Annotated in this window: 15 protein-coding genes; 9 read left to right on the forward strand and 6 right to left on the reverse strand. The window is 64.5% G+C overall.

Features of this window, described 5'->3' with window-relative positions:
• Positions 1-87 precede the first annotated feature (87 nt).
• Entirely contained in the window at positions 88-642 is a 555-nt protein-coding gene (locus RPS27_RS13190; RefSeq protein ID WP_008141807.1) for an ActR/PrrA/RegA family redox response regulator transcription factor, read from the forward strand.
• A gap of 153 nt (positions 643-795) precedes the next feature.
• On the opposite strand, the gene RPS27_RS13195 is transcribed toward RPS27_RS13190, so the two are convergent.
• Positions 796-1,287, reverse strand: coding sequence for an MmcB family DNA repair protein (locus RPS27_RS13195; protein ID WP_194405053.1), 492 nt, complete (start codon positions 1,285-1,287; stop codon positions 796-798).
• A 153-nt stretch (positions 1,288-1,440) separates the two neighbouring features.
• On the opposite strand from RPS27_RS13195, the gene RPS27_RS13200 reads away from it, so the two are divergent.
• A complete protein-coding gene (locus RPS27_RS13200; protein ID WP_212064951.1) occupies positions 1,441-3,141 on the forward strand; it encodes an alpha-amylase family protein in 1,701 nt (566 codons plus the stop codon).
• 38 nt (positions 3,142-3,179) lie between these two features.
• Here RPS27_RS13200 and RPS27_RS13205 read toward each other — a convergent pair whose 3' ends face one another.
• A complete protein-coding gene (locus RPS27_RS13205; protein ID WP_212064950.1) occupies positions 3,180-4,778 on the reverse strand; it encodes an alpha-amylase family glycosyl hydrolase in 1,599 nt (532 codons plus the stop codon).
• A 225-nt stretch (positions 4,779-5,003) separates the two neighbouring features.
• Here RPS27_RS13205 and RPS27_RS13210 point away from each other — a divergent pair, with 225 nt between their 5' ends.
• Positions 5,004-6,122 (forward strand): vWA domain-containing protein, encoded by a 1,119-nt coding sequence (locus tag RPS27_RS13210; RefSeq protein ID WP_211415385.1) that lies wholly within the window; start codon positions 5,004-5,006, stop codon positions 6,120-6,122.
• An 88-nt stretch (positions 6,123-6,210) separates the two neighbouring features.
• The gene (locus tag RPS27_RS13215) at positions 6,211-6,879 is read left to right on the forward strand and encodes an MBL fold metallo-hydrolase (RefSeq protein ID WP_212064949.1); all 669 of its coding nucleotides are present in this window, start codon (positions 6,211-6,213) and stop codon (positions 6,877-6,879) included.
• Positions 6,880-6,883: 4 nt separating this feature from the next.
• On the opposite strand, the gene RPS27_RS13220 is transcribed toward RPS27_RS13215, so the two are convergent.
• The gene (locus RPS27_RS13220) at positions 6,884-7,249 is read right to left on the reverse strand and encodes a helix-turn-helix domain-containing protein (RefSeq protein WP_212064948.1); all 366 of its coding nucleotides are present in this window, start codon (positions 7,247-7,249) and stop codon (positions 6,884-6,886) included.
• A gap of 139 nt (positions 7,250-7,388) precedes the next feature.
• On the opposite strand from RPS27_RS13220, the gene RPS27_RS13225 reads away from it, so the two are divergent.
• Entirely contained in the window at positions 7,389-7,691 is a 303-nt protein-coding gene (locus RPS27_RS13225) for a hypothetical protein (RefSeq protein WP_249131367.1), read from the forward strand.
• A 46-nt stretch (positions 7,692-7,737) separates the two neighbouring features.
• Here RPS27_RS13225 and RPS27_RS13230 read toward each other — a convergent pair whose 3' ends face one another.
• Both RPS27_RS13230 and RPS27_RS13235 read right to left on the reverse strand, forming a co-directional pair.
• Positions 7,738-8,943: a PHB depolymerase family esterase gene (locus tag RPS27_RS13230; RefSeq protein WP_212064947.1), complete on the reverse strand. Its 1,206-nt coding sequence runs from the start codon at positions 8,941-8,943 to the stop codon at positions 7,738-7,740.
• A gap of 148 nt (positions 8,944-9,091) precedes the next feature.
• Positions 9,092-10,495: an MFS transporter gene (locus RPS27_RS13235; RefSeq protein WP_212064946.1), complete on the reverse strand. Its 1,404-nt coding sequence runs from the start codon at positions 10,493-10,495 to the stop codon at positions 9,092-9,094.
• A 249-nt stretch (positions 10,496-10,744) separates the two neighbouring features.
• Here RPS27_RS13235 and RPS27_RS13240 point away from each other — a divergent pair, with 249 nt between their 5' ends.
• Entirely contained in the window at positions 10,745-11,980 is a 1,236-nt protein-coding gene (locus RPS27_RS13240) for an LLM class flavin-dependent oxidoreductase (RefSeq protein WP_212064945.1), read from the forward strand.
• A 145-nt stretch (positions 11,981-12,125) separates the two neighbouring features.
• The gene (locus tag RPS27_RS13245; protein ID WP_194405063.1) at positions 12,126-13,502 is read left to right on the forward strand and encodes a cytochrome P450; all 1,377 of its coding nucleotides are present in this window, start codon (positions 12,126-12,128) and stop codon (positions 13,500-13,502) included.
• Between the two features lie 109 nt (positions 13,503-13,611).
• Here RPS27_RS13245 and RPS27_RS13250 read toward each other — a convergent pair whose 3' ends face one another.
• Complete coding sequence (locus tag RPS27_RS13250) at positions 13,612-14,448, reverse strand: SDR family NAD(P)-dependent oxidoreductase (RefSeq protein ID WP_212064944.1); 837 nt, start codon at positions 14,446-14,448, stop codon at positions 13,612-13,614.
• 179 nt (positions 14,449-14,627) lie between these two features.
• Between RPS27_RS13250 and RPS27_RS13255 the strand changes: the two genes are divergently transcribed.
• Positions 14,628-15,593 (forward strand): sensor histidine kinase, encoded by a 966-nt coding sequence (locus tag RPS27_RS13255; protein ID WP_212064943.1) that lies wholly within the window; start codon positions 14,628-14,630, stop codon positions 15,591-15,593.
• Positions 15,594-15,813: 220 nt separating this feature from the next.
• The gene (locus tag RPS27_RS13260) at positions 15,814-17,550 is read left to right on the forward strand and encodes a bifunctional diguanylate cyclase/phosphodiesterase (protein ID WP_212065225.1); all 1,737 of its coding nucleotides are present in this window, start codon (positions 15,814-15,816) and stop codon (positions 17,548-17,550) included.
• Positions 17,551-17,672: the final 122 nt, after the last annotated feature.

The following is a 17,672-nucleotide window of genomic DNA, read 5'->3' on the forward strand; positions in this document are numbered from 1 at the left end:
GCACAACAGGGCCGATCGACTATCGGCGGCCTTGGCACCGCCCGATTGCGAGGCCATATGTAGACGCGTTGGAGAGAGGACAAAACCTTGAACGCCATCGCCGAACTGAACGAACAGACCGACCGCTCGCTGCTCATCGTGGAGGACGACAAGCCGTTCCTGGAGCGGTTGTCGCGCGCCATGGAGACGCGCGGCTTTGCGGTGACGTCATGTGACACCGTGTCGGACGGTCTTGCCCAGATCGGCAAGGCGGCGCCCGCATTCGCCGTGGTCGATTTGCGGCTCGGCGACGGCAACGGCCTCGACGTCGTCTCGGCGCTGAAGAAGAAGCGCCCGGATGCGCGCGCGATCGTGCTGACCGGCTACGGCAACATCGCCACCGCCGTCACCGCGGTGAAGATGGGCGCGATCGATTATCTCTCCAAGCCCGCGGATGCCGACGACGTCGTCGCGGCGCTGCTGTCGACCAGCGCGGAGAAGTCCGAGCTGCCGACCAACCCGATGTCCGCCGACCGCGTGCGCTGGGAGCACATCCAGCGCATCTACGAGATGTGCAACCGCAATGTCTCGGAAACGGCGCGCCGGCTCAACATGCACCGGCGAACCCTGCAGCGCATTCTGGCCAAGCGCGCGCCGCGGTAAGCTTCAACGGCTCTCGCGCTCCGAACGCAGCGCAGCACGAAGTGATGCGCTGCAGAGCCGGGGTCCAGTTCTCAGAATCCATTGCCGCCTTCCAGGTCCCGGCTCTGCGCAGCAACGCTACGCGCTGCAGCGCGTCCGGGACACGAGACCGTTCTACTCCCAAAACTCCGCGTGTCCCTGCGGATCGACCAGGCGGTTGATCCGTAACGCTGCTGCCATTGCAAACCGCACCGTCATCTGCTTGCGCGTGGCGGCGGCGAGCTTGTGCTCGGGCGCTTCGCAATGCAGGTGCGCGCCATAGGCGTCGGCGACGATCAGGCCGGTCTCTTCCGGAAAGATCTCGCACGGCAGATCCTGCGTGAAGGCGAAGAACAGCCGGTCGCAATGGGCGCGGTATTCGTGCCATTTCTGATCGGCACGCAGATCCTCCACCGACGATTTGATCTCGACGATCCAGATCTCGCCGCGCTCGTTCAGCGCGACCAGATCGGCGCGCCGCCCCGAGGGCAGCGGCAATTCGCTGATGCAGGAGAAGCCGAGCGAACGTAACAGCCGCGAGGTGCCGCGCGCGATCGCAAGCGCCGTCTCGGATTGGCGGCGGTCGGGCGGCGGAACGAGGGAGAGGTTGCGGGCGGGGTTGTCCATGGCGAGGAGGATAGCCGATTCCGTGTGGGGCGGACACTGTCCGATAGGGGCGGGCTGTTACCACACACCCGGTGAGGATGCGGAACCTCCCCTCTTCCACGCACTTATCACGCAGCCGCCGTTCCTCGGCGGAACCACCGAGGCGGCGCGCGCATGATAGACGATCTCTGGTACAAGAACGGCGTGATCTACTGCCTGTCCGTCGGCTCCTATATGGACGCCAACGGCGACGGCATCGGCGATTTCAAGGGCCTGCTGCGCCGGCTCGATTATCTGCACGGCCTCGGCATCACCACGATCTGGCTGATGCCGTTCCAGACCTCGCCGGGCCGCGACGACGGCTACGACATCGCCGATTATTACAGCGTCGATCCCCGCTACGGCACGCTCGGCGATTTCGTCGAGTTCACCCATGGCTGCAAGCAGCGCGGCATCCGCATCATCATCGACCTCGTCGTCAACCACACCTCGGACCAGCATCAATGGTTCAAGGAGGCGCGGCGCGACAAGAACTCGCCCTATCGCGACTGGTATGTGTGGTCCGACAAGAAGCCCGCCAATGCCAACAAGGGCATGGTGTTTCCCGGCGTGCAGAAATCGACATGGACGCGCGACAAGGAAGCGGGCGCGTATTACTTCCATCGCTTCTACGATTTCCAGCCCGACCTCAACACGTCGAATCCTTACGTGCAGGCGGAAATTCTCAAGATCATGGGCTTCTGGATCCAGCTCGGCGTCTCCGGTTTCCGCATGGACGCCGTGCCCTTCGTGATCGCGACCAAGGGCGCCAAGGTGAAGAAGGCGGTCGAGCAGTACGACATGCTGCGCGCGTTCCGCGAATTCCTGCAATGGCGGCAGGGCGACGCCATCATTCTCGCCGAGGCCAACGTGCTGCCGGAAACCGACATGGAATATTTCGGCCAGGACGCCGACCGCATGCACATGATGTTCAATTTCCACGTCAACCAGCATCTGTTCTATGCGCTGGCCTCGGCGGACTCGCGCCCTCTGGCGAAGGCGCTGAAGGCGACCAAGCCGCGGCCGGCGACCGCGCAATGGGGCCTGTTCCTGCGCAATCACGACGAGCTCGATCTGGGACGCCTGACCAAGGCGCAGCGCGATGCGGTGTTCAAATCGTTCGGCCCCGACAAGGACATGCAGCTCTACGACCGCGGCATTCGCCGCCGCCTCGCGCCGATGCTGGGCGGCGACCGCAGGCGGCTGGAGCTCGCCTACAGCCTGATGTGCACGCTGCCGGGAACGCCCGTGATCCGCTATGGCGACGAGATCGCGATGGGCGACGACCTTTCGCTGCCCGAGCGCAATTGCGCGCGCACGCCGATGCAATGGTCGACCGAGCCTCATGGCGGCTTCACCAAGAGCGACAAGCCGGCCTGCCCCGTCATCGACAAGGGACCTTACGGCTATCCGCACGTCAACGTGGCAAAGCAGCGGCGCGACCCCAACTCCATGCTGAACTGGACCGAGCGCATCGTCCGCATGCGGAAGGAAGTGCCGGAGGTGGGCTGGGGCGATTTCGCCATCATCCCGACGCGCGATCCCGCGGTGTTCATCATGCGCTACGACTGGCGCAACAATTCGGTGCTGTTCGTGCATAATCTCGACGAGAAGCCGCGCGAGATCGCGTTCTCGGTGGGGCTATCGGGCGAGGCCGGCGCGCATTTGATCAATCTCCTCGCGGAGGACCACAGCCATGCCGACAAGCGCGGCCAGCACCGCGTCGTACTGGAGCCCTATGGCTATCGCTGGTACCGCGTCGGCGGGCTGGATTATCTGTTGAAGCGGAGTGACATCGACGGGAATACGGTACGTGGGAATAAGCATCCGGGGTGACGTCTCGACATGCCTCGCTGTATCCACCGGGACGACGGCTAGGGTGGAGCGACGATCACTCCCTCATTGCCACGCAGCTCCAGCACGCCTTCGATTCCTTCCCCCTCACGATCCAGGAACGTCGACAGCAAAATCCTGCTGCCGAAGCGGACGGCGCTCGTCGTCGCGGTGACCGGGTCCGCACCGAGATTGAGCGCCACGATCACCGCCCGGCCCTCGGCCTCGCGGCGATAGATCAGGAGATCGCCGTGCGCGGCGACCGGATGATAGTCGCCAGCGATCAGTTGTGGGCAACTCTGCCGCAAGCCGATCAGGCGCTTGTAGAGGTTGAGGATCGAGCGTGGATCGGCTTCGAGACTGGCGACATTGTCGCGTACAGAGTGCTCGGGCAGCGGCAGCCACGGCCGCACCGCGGAGAATCCGGCGAATTTCGACGCATCCCAGTGCATCGGCGTGCGGCAGCCGTCGCGGCCGACACCGATGCCGGGCACGTTCTTCTCGAAGGGATCGCGGACATCCTCCGGCGCAATCGCGACCTGGTGCATGCCGATCTCGTCGCCGTAATAGAGCGTCGGCGTGCCGCGCAACGTCAGCAGCAGCATGGCGGCGACGCGGGCCTGCTCCGTGCCGACGCGGCTCGCCACGCGCGGGCGATCGTGGTTGCCGAGCACCCAGTTCGGCCAGGCGCCGCGCGGCAGCGCCTTCTCGTAATCCTCGACGATCTTCTCGATCGAGCGCGCGCTCCAGAATGTCGAGAGCAGCGCGAAGTTGAACGGCATCTGCGCGCCGGTGAGATCGTTGCCGTAATAGGCCATGAGCCGGTGCAGCGGCAGATAGATCTCGCCGATCAGGACGCGCGCGGAATATGCATCGGTGACGCGTCGCATCTCGGCGATCACGTCGTGCACCTCGGGCTGGTCGGTGGAGTATTGCGTCAGGATGCGCTCGTTCGGCGGCCGGCCCTCGACGTAATGCGGGTTCGGCGGATTGTCGCGGAATTCGGCATCCTTGACGAGGTGCCAGATCACGTCGACGCGGAAGCCGTCCACGCCCTTCTCCAGCCAGAACCGCATCACGTCGTAGATGGCGCTGCGGACATCCGGATTGCGCCAGTTCAGGTCGGGCTGTTGGGCGAGGAAGGCGTGGTAATAATACTGGCCCGTGGCCTCGTCGAGCTGCCACGCACTGCCGCCGAACTCGGACAACCAATTGTTCGGCACGCCGCCGTCGCCGGCCGGATCGCGCCAGATGTACCAATCGCGCTTGGGATTGTCGCGCGAGGATCGGCTCTCGACGAACCAGGGATGCTGGTCCGAGGTGTGGTTGGGCACGAGATCGAGGATCAGCTTCAGGCCGTTGTCATGGACGGCCGCGATCAGCGCGTCGAAATCTTCCATCGTGCCGAACAGCGGCTCGATGCCGGTATAGTCGGAAATGTCGTAGCCGAAATCGGCCATCGGCGAGGGGAAGATCGGCGACAGCCAGATCGCGTCGACACCGAGCGATTTCACATAGGGCAGCCGGCGCAAGATGCCGGCGAGATCGCCGACACCGTCACCGTCGGCGTCCTGAAACGAGCGCGGGTAGATCTGATAGAAAATGCCGTTGCGCCACCAGTTCTTGTCGTTCCGAGCCAAGATCATCCCCCGAATGCGCTTCGGGGACAGCAACGCGGAACCGCGCCAAGGGTTCACATAGGGGTGACGGCCGCCGCTGAGAGGACGTCGCCAGGGACCGCATGGCGCGGATTTCGCCGGGAATCGCCGTAATTTCGCGCTAGTCCGGCCTTTGTTCCGGCTTCAGCCCACCGCGATGCCAGTGGAACCTCGGTTCCGAGGGACGAAAAACACTGGAGGGACCCCATGAGGTCACGCATCACACTGTGCTCGCTCGCCTTCGCTCTTGCTGCCCTGCCGCTGTCGGCCGGATTGTCCCCGGCCCTGGCACGGCCCACCGTCGAAGTCGCTTTCGTGCTGGATACCACGGGCTCGATGGCGCGCTTGATCGAGGGCGCCAAGCGCAAAATCTGGTCGATCGCCACCGCGATCGTCGATTCCAATCCGGATGCCGATATCCGCATGGGCCTCGTCGCCTATCGCGACATCGGCGACGATTACGTGACATCGAAGATCGAGCTGACCCGCGACATCCAGGATCTCTATGCCAACCTGCTGGAGCTGAAGGCGCGCGGCGGCGGCGACTGGCCCGAAAGCGTCAACGAGGCGCTCGACGTCGCCGTCAACAAGCTGCAATGGACTGGTGGCAGCGACGCCAGGCACATCGTCTTCCTGGTCGGCGATGCGCCGCCGCACATGGACTACGCGCAGGACACGAAATATCCGACGACCCTCGCGGCCGCCCGGCAAAAGGACATCATCGTCAACGCCGTGCTCGCCGGCGATGCCCGCGATACCGAGCGGGTGTGGCGCGACATCGCGCAGATCGGCCAAGGCCGCTTCATCCCGATTCCGCAGGATGGCGGCCAAATCGTGGTGATCGAGACGCCGTACGACCAGGATATCATCATCCTGCAGCAGCAGCTGAACGGCACGGTGATTCCCTATGGGCCGCGCGAGATGCAGAAGCGCACGGAGATGAAGATGCAGCAGACGGCGAGCGTGGCGGCGGCCGCACCGTCAGTCGCGGCCGACATGACAAGCTATATCGGCAAGCGGGCCCGCGCGACCGCGGAAGCGGTCACCGGCGGCGGCGACCTCGTTGCCGATGCGGCCAAGGGCACGACCAGCGTCGCCGCCGTCAAGGACGCGGACCTGCCCGAGAACCTGCGCGCGATGAAGCCCGAGCAGCGCGAGGCCGAAGTCGCCAAGCAGGTCGAACAGCGCAAGACCCTGAACGAGAAGCTCGCCGCGCTGGTCGCCAAGCGCGACAAATACATCGCCGATCAGGCCGTGAAGTCGCCGAAAACCTCGTCCTTCGACGGGGTCGTCCAGGAGACGCTGAAGGCGCAGATCAAGCGGTAATCGCGGCGATCCGGGGAACACCCGTTCCCCGGATCCCTCGCGCGAATCTTTTGCTTGGCGGCATGGCAAAAATCGGCATTGTGGCGCCATGACCGAGCAAAACGACACCAAAGCCAAGGCGGGCGCGATCATCGTCCCCGTGACGCTGTTCGAGCAGAACTGCACCATCATCTGGGACGAGCCCTCCAAGAAGGCCGTGGTGATCGATCCCGGCGGGGACGTGCCGAAGATCCTGGATGCGATCAAGCAGACCGGCGTCACCGTCGAGAAGATCTGGCTGACCCACGGCCATATCGACCATGTCGGCGGCGCAGCCGATCTGCGCGATGCGCTGAAAGTGCCGATCGAGGGGCCGCATGAAGCGGACAAATTCCTGCTCGACAATGTGGTCGAAAGCGGCGCGCGCTTCGGCATGACCGGCGTGCGTAACTTTGCGCCGGACCGCTGGCTCAACGAGGGCGACACCGTGTCGATCGGCGACCTCACGTTCGACATCTTCCACTGCCCCGGCCACTCGCCGGGCAGCGTGGTGTTCTTCAACAAGGAATTGCGGTTCGCCCATGTCGGCGATGTCCTGTTCGCCGGCTCGGTCGGGCGTACCGATCTGCCCGGCGGCAGTCACGCGACGCTGATCAACTCGATCCTGACGAAGCTGCTGCCGCTCGGCGACGACGTCGGCTTCATCTGCGGCCACGGCGCCGGCTCGAGCATCGGCCAGGAGCGGATGACCAACCCGTTCATCACCGGCGAGATGTGAGAGTCTATTCGGCGGCGTCCACAACCGCCGTCTCACCAAGGTTGCGCTCGCCCCATTCGCGGATCGCCGCGACGACGGGCACGAAACTCTTGCCCTTGCGGGTGAGGCGATACTCGACCTTCGGCGGCACCTCGCCAAAATCCTTGCGATCGATCAGGCCGCTCGCCGTGAGCGCCTTCAGCTCGCGGCTGAGCACGCGCGGGGTGATCTCGGCGCTGCCGGTGGTACCGCGCAACAGGCCGCTTCGGATCTCACCATAGCGGCGCGGACCGTCCTTCAAATCCCAGACGATGCGGAGCTTGTACTTGCCGCTGATCATCTTCTGAAAGGCCGCGACCGGACAGCTGCGCGCCAGAATTGCCTTTGCCATGTCGTCCCCTCCATGCGCATCCAGCTTGGGAGAGGATAGGAGCGACGGCGAAAAAGTCCATACTATCAATTTTGTCCATACTTGCAGCTGCGCCCACAAGGCGCAGATGATGACGCACATGACGAACAGGGAGCGTCACATGAAGCACTTCATGATCAAGTACGAGTTCAGGAACGGTACGACGGAAGCCTGGCATCAGGAGATCGCCCGCTTCATCAAGGCGATCGACGGCGATCCGGAGCTGAAAGGACGGGTCGGCTATCGCGTCCTCAAGAACCGCGACGATGGCCACTACTTCCATCTCGCCAGCGTCGCCGACGAGGATGCGCAGAAAACGCTGCAATCGCGCGACTTCTTCAAGGCTTATTCGGCGATGACGCGGCAAGTGTCCGGCGGCGAGGTGACGGCAACGCCGATCGAGATGATCGACGCAACCGCGTAGCCACAACGCAGCTGTCGTCCTTGCGAACTCAGGGACGACAGCGAGGCTACTTCATCAATCCCGCCGCGGTCAGCGCGCGGGTGATGATCTGGCCGAGATCGAAGCTGCGGGCCTGCTCGCGCTTCGGTTCGGCCGGCTGTTCGGCGATCGCCGCGCGGATCGAACGGGCGAGATGCGGCGCGGGCGAGAGCCCAGGCTTGGTTGCCGGCTTGCTTACAGGCTTGGCTGCCGGCTTGGTTGCCGATTTGGCTTCCGCCTTGGCAGCGTCTGCAATCCAGTCCGTGAGGCCGAAGAACTTAGCGATGTGGTAGGATGAGGAGATCCCGGCCTCGATCAGGAAGGCGCCTTCGACGCCATAGCGCTGATCGTTGTCGGCAAGGCCGAGCGGCGTGCCGTGCGCCATGTCGGTGATGGCAAAGGATTCGACGAGCGTCTCGCCGTCCTTGTTCCACCAGGCTTGGCGCGGATAGCCGTCGACGATGGTCTCCGCCATCGGCGTTTCAGGCAGATCGTGCAGATCGAGCCATTGCTTGACGATCTCGTTGGCATTGCCCGGATTGACGGTGCGGTCGGCACTGCCGTGCCACACCGAGATTTTCGGCCAGGGGCCGCTATGATCGGACGCGTTGCGCACGAGATCGCCGAGCTCGCGCGCCGGACGCATTGGGGAATGAAACATCCCGTCGAGCGCCTCGCGCAGGTTCATGGCGATGCCGTAGGGCAATCCGGCAATGACCGCGCCGGCGGCGAAGATCTCCGGATAGGTCGCGAGCATCACCGACGTCATGCCGCCGCCGGCGGACAGGCCGGTGATGAAGATTCGCCTGGGATCGATGCGATGCGCCCCGACCATGTGGGCGATCATCTCGCGGATCGAATGCGCCTCGCCGCTGCCGCGCGCAATGTCTTCGGGATTGAACCAGTTGAAGCAGGTGTTGCCGTTGTTGATGCGCTGCTGCTCGGGCATCAGAAGCGCGAAGCCATAGTGCTCGGCCAGCGTCGACCAGCCGGCGCCGAGATCGTAGGCCGCCGCGGTCTGGCCGCAGCCATGCAGCACGACGACGAGCGCGCGCGGCTTCTGCAACTGCTCCGGCACGAACGCGAACATGCGCAACGCTCCGGGGTTGCCGCCGAAATCCGCGATCTCCTGCAACGGACTGGGTGCGTCCGCGCCGCGGCCGAGCTCGGCGAAGCGCAGACCGTCCAGCCTGGGCAGACGTCTCAACAGATCGATATTTTTGGCGAGTGACACGGCAACTTCCTGGTGGGCGACATTCAACGTCCAGCCAGACCAGATAGTTGCTGCATTGCAAAATAAAAAGACCGTGCGCTGTCAATCCGGCGAAAATCCCCGGAAATCCCCGCGGAAACTCGCACGTATTAACCCCATTGCCTCAACTTCATGCAGGCGCACGACGCTGGCACGACAAAAATGCGGCGCAGATCATGATTAATGTCACAAACAGCACAAGCGAGACCAGGAATCCTGCGCGCGTTGATTGCAACGCTTCGACCGCGAAGAACACCGCGCCGATTGCGGCCACTCCGGCCGCATTTCCGATCTGCGCAATGGTGCCGTACATGCCGGATGCCGAGCCTGCAGCGACGGGCTTCACGGTCGAGAGCACCGCGCCGGAGAGCGGGGCCATCACCAATCCCTGTCCATAGCCGAAGATGATCATGGTGAGCGCGAGCAGGAGCGCCGACGGTGCGTCGACGCAGCCTGCGACGAGCGCGAGCGCGGCGAGGCCCGCGACCTGAATCGCGCAGCCCTCGATCAAGACCTTGCTGCCGCGATGCCGCGCCCGCACGCCGCTATGACGCGACGCCACGACGAAAGCGAGCGCCAGCGGGAGGAACGCCATGCCGGCCGCGAGTGGCGGGATCTTCAGGCCCCGCTGCATGAACAGCGTCATGACGAGGTAGAAGGAGAGATTGGCGAAGAAGAAAAAGAAGGCGGCGCCGAGCCCGCGCAGGAAAGCGGCGTCCGCCAGCAGCGTCAGGTCGATCAGCGGCATGCCCGCGCGCGCGACGGCGCGCTCGAGCTTTGGGAATGCGGCCAGGATGACGCCGCCGACCGCCATCAGCGCCCACAGCCAGGGCGCCCAGCCGACATCGTGACCGAACAGCAGCGGGCCGATCAGGCACAGCAGCCCTGCGAACAGGACCACGCTGCCTTTGATGTCGAGCCGTGTCCCTGACCGCCGCGGCGCCGACGGCATGATGCGCCAGGCGGCAACTGCAATGACGAGGCCGCAGGGCACGTTGACGAAGAACACCGAACGCCAGCCGGTGCCGGCCAGATCAACCGTGATCAAGAGGCCGCCGAGCAGGAAGCCCGCAGCGCCGGCAAGCCCGAGCACGATGCCGTAGATGGCGAAGGCGCGGCTGCGCTGGCCGTCCGTGAACAACAGATGCAGCGTCGCCAGCACCTGAGGCACCATCAGCGCGGCGGTCGCGCCCTGCGCCAGCCGGGCGATGATCAGCTCCGCGCCGGATTGCGCGAGGCCGCACCACAGCGACGTCAGGGTGAAGCCGAGCACACCGGCGAGGAATATTTTTTTGGTGCCATGGATGTCGCCGAGCCGGCCGCCGGTGACGACCAGCGTGGCATAGGCGATCAGATAGATGGCAATGACGGATTCGATCTGCGCCGGAGTCGCCTTCAGCTCCGCCGCAATGGTGGGAATGGCAACGTTCACAATGAAGGCATCGACGCCGAACATGAACTGGGCGGCGACCACGATCGCCAGCACCCACCAGCGGCGGGTCGAATCGATCGGCCTTGTGACGATTTGATGCATCGGTGCAGGTCCCTGAAGACGCGGCCGATGATTTCAGATCGTTTGCAGCGCCGCGATTACCTCCGAGGTAGGACTCCGCGCTTCCTTCATTCGAAGGCGCGACCGCTCGCCTCTCCCCGCAAGCGGGGAGAGGAAAAAACACGCATGCCTGCATTCCGCCGCGCGGGACACCGCGCGATTGCGTTCGTGCCATCAGGCACGTAGCCTTGTCGCCTCAACAAACAGAAAATCAAAGCCGGAGAAAACGTCATGGCACGCCTGAAGTTCGGAGCCTTCCTTGCCCCGCATCACCCGATCGGGGAGCATCCGATGCTCCAGTTCCGGCGCGATCTCGACCTGGTCGAGCAGCTCGATGCGCTCGGTTATGACGAGTTCTGGTGCGGCGAGCACCATTCATCCGGCTGGGAGATGATCGCCTCTCCGGAGATGTTCCTGGCCGCGACCGGCGAGCGCACCAAGCGGATCAAGCTCGGCACCGGCGTGGTGTCACTGCCCTATCATCATCCCTACAACGTCGCCCAGCGCATGGTGCAGCTCGACCACATGACCGGCGGCCGCGCCATCTTCGGCTCAGGCCCCGGCGCGCTCGCCTCCGACGCGCATACGCTCGGCATCGACCCGATGACGCAGCGCGACCGCCAGGACGAGGCGATCGGCGTGATCCGGCGCCTGTTCAACGGCGAGCGCGTCACGGCAAAGAGCGACTGGTTCACCATGAACGACGCCGCGCTGCAGATCCTCCCCTTGCAGGAAGAGATGCCGTTCGTCGTAGCCTCGCAGATTTCGCCCTCCGGCATGACGCTCGCCGGCAAATACGGCATCGGCATCATCTCGCTGGGATCGATGACGACGCAGGGGCTGATGTCGCTGCAGCAGCAATGGCAGTTCGCCGAGGACGCCGCCAAGAAGCACGGCACGAAGGTCGACCGTGCCGACTGGCGCGTGCTCCTGACCTTCCACATCGCCGAGACCCGCGAGCAGGCGCGCCGCGAGGCCGGCGCCGGGCTGATGCGCTGGCACAACGAGTATAATGTCGGCACGCTGCAGCGGCCGGGCCTCACCGCATTCTCCTCCCCGGATGAGGCCGTGGACAAGACCGCCTTCGTCGAGGGCGCGGCCTCCACCATCGGCACGCCCGACGATCTCGTCAAAACCATCAAGAACGTGATGCAGGTGTCGGGCGGGGTCGGCGCCATCATCGGCTTCGTGCACGACTGGGCCAATCCGGAAGCGACGCGCCGGAGCTGGGACATGGTGGCGCGGTACGTCGTGCCTGAAATCAACGGCTATATCGACGCCCTGCGCCGCTCGCAAAAATTCGTGATCGAGAACCGCGCGATCTTCGAGCGCGCGGGTCAGGCGGTGATGGCCAAGATCATGGAGAACGAGAAGGCCGCCGAGGCGCTGAAGGTGACCGGCCCGGGCCGTGTCGCCATTCCCGCCGTCAACGCCCCGGATCTGCAGAAGGAAGCGGCGAAGCGGTAGGACGGATCCACTCGTCGTCCCCGGGCGCGCGCAGCGCGAGCCCGGGGGAGGCGATGTCGCCTGCGGTCATTTGCGCCAGCAACCGTCGCGTCACCAGGCCTGGATTGTGCTACGCTGGAAGCGCCCGCCAACCGGAGCAATCGTCATGTCGATGCAGAATGTGGCCGCAACGGCGCCCGACTACACCGCGCCCAAGCGTAACGCGCTGACGCACATTCCCGGCGACGAAGGCTGGCCGATCATCGGCAAGACCTTGCAGGTGCTGGCTGATCCCAAGGGTCATATCGAGGCGAACGGCGCCAAATACGGTCCGGTCTACCGCACCCATGTGTTCGGCGAGACCAATGTCGTGCTGCTCGGGCCGGAGGCCAACGAGCTCGTGATGTTCGATCAGCAGAAACTGTTCTCCTCGACCCACGGCTGGAACAAGGTGCTTGGCCTGTTGTTTCCGCGCGGATTGATGCTGCTCGATTTCGACGAGCACCGGCTGCACCGCAAGACGCTGTCGGTCGCGTTCAAGTCGGGGCCGATGAAATCCTACCTCGCCGATCTCGACCGCGGCATCGCCGCGCGGGTCGCGCAGTGGAAGGCCAAGCCTGGCGAGATGCAGCTCTACCCGGCGATGAAGCAGCTCACGCTCGATCTCGCCGCGGCCTCGTTCCTCGGCGCCGACATCGGGCCTGAGGTCGACGAGATCAACCGCGCCTTCGTCGACATGGTCGCCGCCGCCGTCGCCCCGATCCGCCGCCCCCTGCCCGGCACCCAGATGGCAGCCGGCGTCAGGGGCCGCAAGCGCATCGTCGCCTATTTCCGCGAGCAGATCCCGCTGCGGCGTGGCAATCACGGCGGCGACGATCTGTTCTCGCAGCTGTGCCGCGCCACCCATGAGGACGGCGCGCTGCTGTCCGAGCAGGACATCATCGACCACATGAGCTTCCTGATGATGGCGGCGCACGACACCCTGACCTCGTCGCTGACCTCCTTTATCGGCGAGCTCGCCGCCAATCCGGACTGGCAGGACCGGCTGCGCGCGGAAGTTCTCGCGCTCGGGCTTGCGCCGGGCGCGCCGAGCAGCTTCGACGATCTCGAGAAGATGCCGCTGTCGGAGATGGCGTTCAAGGAAGCGCTGCGGATCAAGCCGCCGGTGCCCTCGATGCCGCGCCGCGCGATGCGCGATTTCACCTTCAAGGGCTTTACCATTCCCGCCGGCACCGCGGTCGGCGTCAATCCGCTCTATACCCATCACATGAAGGACATCTGGCCGGAGCCGGACCGCTTCGATCCCATGCGTTTCACCGACGAGGCCCAGCGCGGCCGCCACCGCTTCGCCTGGGTCCCGTTCGGCGGCGGCGCGCATATGTGCCTCGGCCTGCACTTCGCCTACATGCAGGCGAAATGCTTCGCGCGGCACTTTTTGCAGAACATCGAGGTGTCGCTGGAGCCGGGCTACAAACCGGACTGGCAGATGTGGCCGATCCCAAAACCGCGGGATGGGTTGAGGGTGCGGGTGAAGGCGGTTTAGGCGTTGCTTTGTAGGGCGGGTTAGCCGCAGGCGTAACCCGCCACTTCTGTCTCTGCGGAGGCGAAGAGGCGGATTACGCCTGCGGCTAATCCGCCCTACGCGCTATCGGCTACCCCTGATCGAACGCCTTGCGCAGGGCCACATAGCCCTGCTGCTGCTGGCTCCAGTTGCGGCCGCCGGTCATGGCGCCGTCGACGACGAGATCGTGGCCGTTGATGAAGCTGGATTCGTCGCTGGCCAGAAACACGGCAGCCTGGGCGATGTCGTCGGGCAGGCCGGCACGTGGGATCGGCTGCGCGGTCTTGTAGACCTCGCGCATCACCGCCGGCGTCTTCTCCGCGGCGTCGGTCGACAGCCCAAGTGCCTTGCCGAAAATGCCGGTCGCGATCGCGCCGGGCGAGATCGCGTTGACGCGCACATTGGACTCGCCGAGCTCCATCGCCACGCATTTGGTGAGATGGATCACCGCCGCCTTGGCCGCGCTGTAGACCATCGAGGAGGAGAAGCCGGCGAGGCGGCCGGCGATGCTGCCATTGTTGATGATGCTGCCGCTGCCCTGCTTCTTCATGACGGGCGCGGCGTGCTTCATGCCGAGCATGACGCTGCGCACCAGCGTCGCCATCGCCGCATCGAAGCGCTCGGCCTCGAGGCCCTCGATGCCGCCGGTCTGCGCCGGGCCGCCGGCATTGTTGAACAGGCAGTCGATCCGGCCGAACTTGTCCACGGCGAGCGCGATCAGGGCCTGCATCTGCGCCTCGACCGTCACGTCGGTCTGGCGGAAGATGCAAGTCTGCCCGAGCCGCGATGCCAACGCTTCGCCTTCCGGTATACGCCGGCCCGCGATCACAATTTTGGCACCTTCGGCAACGAAGACTTCCGCAGTGCGCAATCCGATCCCGCTCGTCGCTCCCGTAATCACCGCAACCTTGCCGTCCAGCCTGCCCATGGAATGTTCCTGTTTTCGAACGATTTGATGCCAAATGGCGAACATCGGCCGCTGCCATCGCCGCACCGGCTAGTATCCCTGCCCGTCTCCGGCAAGGCAAGCTATGCTTGTGCGGACGGTTTGCGTAACATCCTGATGGGCCGCTCGATTTTCGAACGCATATCGCAACTGGGCTGCGCATGGGGAAGCTGATCGAGGAATTCCGCAGGGGTTGGCAGGGTGCGGCGCCACCCTCGCTCGGTCTGAGCATTGCTTTTGCGGTGGCCTGCCTGTTGGTTGCGACGCTGGCGCGCTGGGCGCTCGCCCATGTGCGGCCCGACGTCTACTTCACCCCTTATTTTCCGGCCGTGTTCTTTGCCGCGGCGTTCGGAGGCTTCCGGATCGGGATCGTGACGGCGCTGGTCGGCGGCGTGCTCGGCGTCGTCGTGAATTTCGGCGATGTCTTTGCCGACCGCGCGCGGTTTGCCCTGCTCGCGCTCTATTGGGCGGTCTGCGCGCTCACGATCTGGGGCGTCGAGCACTATCGCACCATGCTGGCGGAGCAGCGCCGGATCTCCAAGCGCCTGATCGAGGAAGAGGAATACCGCAAGCTGCTGGTCGACGAGCTGCAGCATCGGCTGAAGAACAAGCTGTCGACCGTGCACGCCGTGCTGCACCAGGTGCTGCATGACCAGCCGCTGGTCTGGGCCCGCGTCGATCCGCGGCTGCGCTCGCTGGCCGCGACCGACGATCTGATCTCGCGGATCGACAAGGCCGGCTGCGACATCCGCGATCTCCTGATCTCGGAGCTCGGGCCTTACGGCCATGTCCGCTTCACCCTCAATGGCGAGCGGCTGTTCCTGCCGCCGAAGCTCGCGGTCACGCTGTCATTGATGTTTCACGAGCTCGCCACCAATGCCGGCAAGTACGGCGCATTCTCCTCACCGCGCGGCCTGCTGCAGGTGTCATGGACCGTCAGCGACGATCGCCTGACCATCACCTGGGACGAAACCGAAGGACCGAGCGTGGACAAGGTCTCCGAGCCCGGCTTCGGCACCAAGCTGCTGAAATCTGCGCTGTCGGCCTTCGACGGCAGAACCGAGATCTCGTATTTGAAGACCGGGCTGCATTGCATCATGCAGTGCCGGATCCCGCGAAGCGAATAGCATCGCGCTCCAAGCGAAAGCGCACCCGCGTCGTTGCCGCCCTTTCTCTTGCGCTGTTGACCGTCTGTTAATGACGATCGTCAGCACGCGCCGCCTTGTCCCAGGTTTCCTTCAAAACACCCCCGTATTTCTCCGGAGCCCTTAACCAAACTTAAGAGGGAACCGCGCAAGATCGCGTCCATTGCAAAGGCGCGCTGAAACAACAAGATTCATGACTTCTATGAACGACAACAAATATTCCGGCGCGAGCGAAGCCGAGCTCGGGTTTCTCAAGGAAATCGTTAGAATGCTGCCGGCCGGCCTGACCGTGCAGGACGCTCATGGCGAGCTTTTGCTGGTTAACGACGCCGCGGCCGCGCAGCTTGGCATGGACGGCAGCCGTCCCTCACCGGATCTCGCGCCGCGCCGCGAGGCCTGTCGCCGGGCCCTGAGCGCCGGCCAGGCGGTCGTCACAGAGGAAGCGCTTCACGGCGGCGCCACGCGCCAGGTGCTGCTCACGACCCATCGTCCCGTTCGCCTCGCCGGACGCGAGCTCCTGATCTCGGCATCCTCCGACATCACCGAGCAAAAGAATTTCGAGGACCAGCTGTTCCGCTCGGCCTATTTCGACGAGCTGACCGGACTGCCCTCGCGGCGCGTGATCGAACATCGTGCCAACAATTTGCTTGCGGAGAACAGCGGCGGCGAGCGCTTCGCGCTGGCCTTCCTCGACGTCGACAATTTCAAGCACATCAACGACTATTACGGCCACGCCGTCGGCGATGCGCTGCTGGTCGAGCTGTCGAAGCGGCTCGGACGCGACTTGCGCGATTCCGACATGCTGTCGCGTATCTCCGGCGACGAATTCCTGCTGCTGCTGTCGCCGATCCAGAGCCTGGAAGAGGTCGCCGAATTCATGCAGTCGACGCTCGAGCGGCTGACGGCGCCGTTCTTCATCGACAATTCGGAAGTCTTCGTCTCGACCTCGGTCGGCGTCAGCATGTATCCCGATCACGGCAACAGCTTCGAGACGCTGCGACAGAACGCCGACATCGCGATGTACCGCGTCAAGAACGACGGCAAGGGATCGGCGGCCTTCTTCGACTCCAGCATGGAGCGAGAGGCACTGGCGCGGATGAAGATCGAGCAATCGCTGCGGCTCGCCATCCTGGAGAAGCGCTTCTGCTGCGCCTTCCAGTCCAAGGTCGACATCCGCACCCAGGCCGTGAAGGGCATCGAAGCCTTGGTGCGCCTGCGCGACGACGAAGGCGTGATCCAGGCGCCCGGCTCGTTCATCAATCTCGCCGGCGAGCTCGGCTTGATCGACGAGCTCACTCACCTCGTGCTCGCCGAGATCGTCAGATCGATCGACCCGATCAACGACACGTTCGGCGCCGACGCGACCATCAGCATCAACGTCGCCGCCAAGCAGGCGGGCAACCCCGAATTCATGCGCAGCTTCGCGCGCGCGCTGGAGGAGACCGGGTTCCCCCAGCGCTTCATGATCGAGGTGACGGAAGACGCCTTCGTCGCCAAGAGCCACTTCCAGGCCGAGATCCTGCCGATGTTCCGCAAGCTCGGCGTCGGCATCTCGATCGACGATTTCGGCACCGGCTATTCCTCGCTCTCGGCGCTGGCCGACATCACCGCGGACGAGATCAAGATCGACCGCTCCTTCATCACCGACATTCATAAGCGCCCGCGCAGCCAGGGCATTTTGCGCGCGATCGAATCCTTGAGCGAAGCGCTCGGCATGACCGTGATCGCCGAAGGCCTCGAATCCTACGAGGAGCTCGCCTATCTCCAGGCCGCGACCAAGATCCGCTACGCGCAGGGCTATTACTTCTCCCGCCCGATCTTCCTGGAAGAGCTGAAGCTGGCAACGCCTGCGTCCAGCGAGTCGCGCGCCAGCGTCGCGACCCGACCGATGCAGCAGAACCGCCAGGGCTATTCGCGGGCGAGCGGGTATCGAAGGTAGGGCGAGAGCGGCGCTGCAATCTCGGTGTCGTCGCCCGGCTTTACAAGTGGGGAATGGAGCGGCGCCTCAATGCCCATTTCCCGCTTTGAAATCGCTGGCCTTTTGCTAATACACGAGCGGAC

The sequence above is a fragment of the Bradyrhizobium sp. WYCCWR 12699 genome (assembly GCF_032144035.1).
In the GTDB taxonomy this organism is placed as follows: domain Bacteria; phylum Pseudomonadota; class Alphaproteobacteria; order Rhizobiales; family Xanthobacteraceae; genus Bradyrhizobium.

Bases quoted from the DNA above. Each gene is read 5' to 3' on its own strand.
- RPS27_RS13195 (WP_194405053.1), bottom strand. From the start codon at position 1,287: ATGGACAACCCCGCCCGCAACCTCTCCCTCGTTCCGCCGCCCGACCGC.
- RPS27_RS13200 (WP_212064951.1), top strand. From the start codon at position 1,441: ATGATAGACGATCTCTGGTACAAGAACGGCGTGATCTACTGCCTGTCC.
- RPS27_RS13210 (WP_211415385.1), top strand. From the start codon at position 5,004: ATGAGGTCACGCATCACACTGTGCTCGCTCGCCTTCGCTCTTGCTGCC.
- RPS27_RS13215 (WP_212064949.1), top strand. From the start codon at position 6,211: ATGACCGAGCAAAACGACACCAAAGCCAAGGCGGGCGCGATCATCGTC.
- RPS27_RS13220 (WP_212064948.1), bottom strand. From the start codon at position 7,249: ATGGCAAAGGCAATTCTGGCGCGCAGCTGTCCGGTCGCGGCCTTTCAG.
- RPS27_RS13225 (WP_249131367.1), top strand. From the start codon at position 7,389: ATGAAGCACTTCATGATCAAGTACGAGTTCAGGAACGGTACGACGGAA.
- RPS27_RS13235 (WP_212064946.1), bottom strand. From the start codon at position 10,495: ATGCATCAAATCGTCACAAGGCCGATCGATTCGACCCGCCGCTGGTGG.
- RPS27_RS13240 (WP_212064945.1), top strand. From the start codon at position 10,745: ATGGCACGCCTGAAGTTCGGAGCCTTCCTTGCCCCGCATCACCCGATC.
- RPS27_RS13245 (WP_194405063.1), top strand. From the start codon at position 12,126: ATGTCGATGCAGAATGTGGCCGCAACGGCGCCCGACTACACCGCGCCC.
- RPS27_RS13250 (WP_212064944.1), bottom strand. From the start codon at position 14,448: ATGGGCAGGCTGGACGGCAAGGTTGCGGTGATTACGGGAGCGACGAGC.
- RPS27_RS13255 (WP_212064943.1), top strand. From the start codon at position 14,628: ATGGGGAAGCTGATCGAGGAATTCCGCAGGGGTTGGCAGGGTGCGGCG.
- RPS27_RS13260 (WP_212065225.1), top strand. From the start codon at position 15,814: ATGAACGACAACAAATATTCCGGCGCGAGCGAAGCCGAGCTCGGGTTT.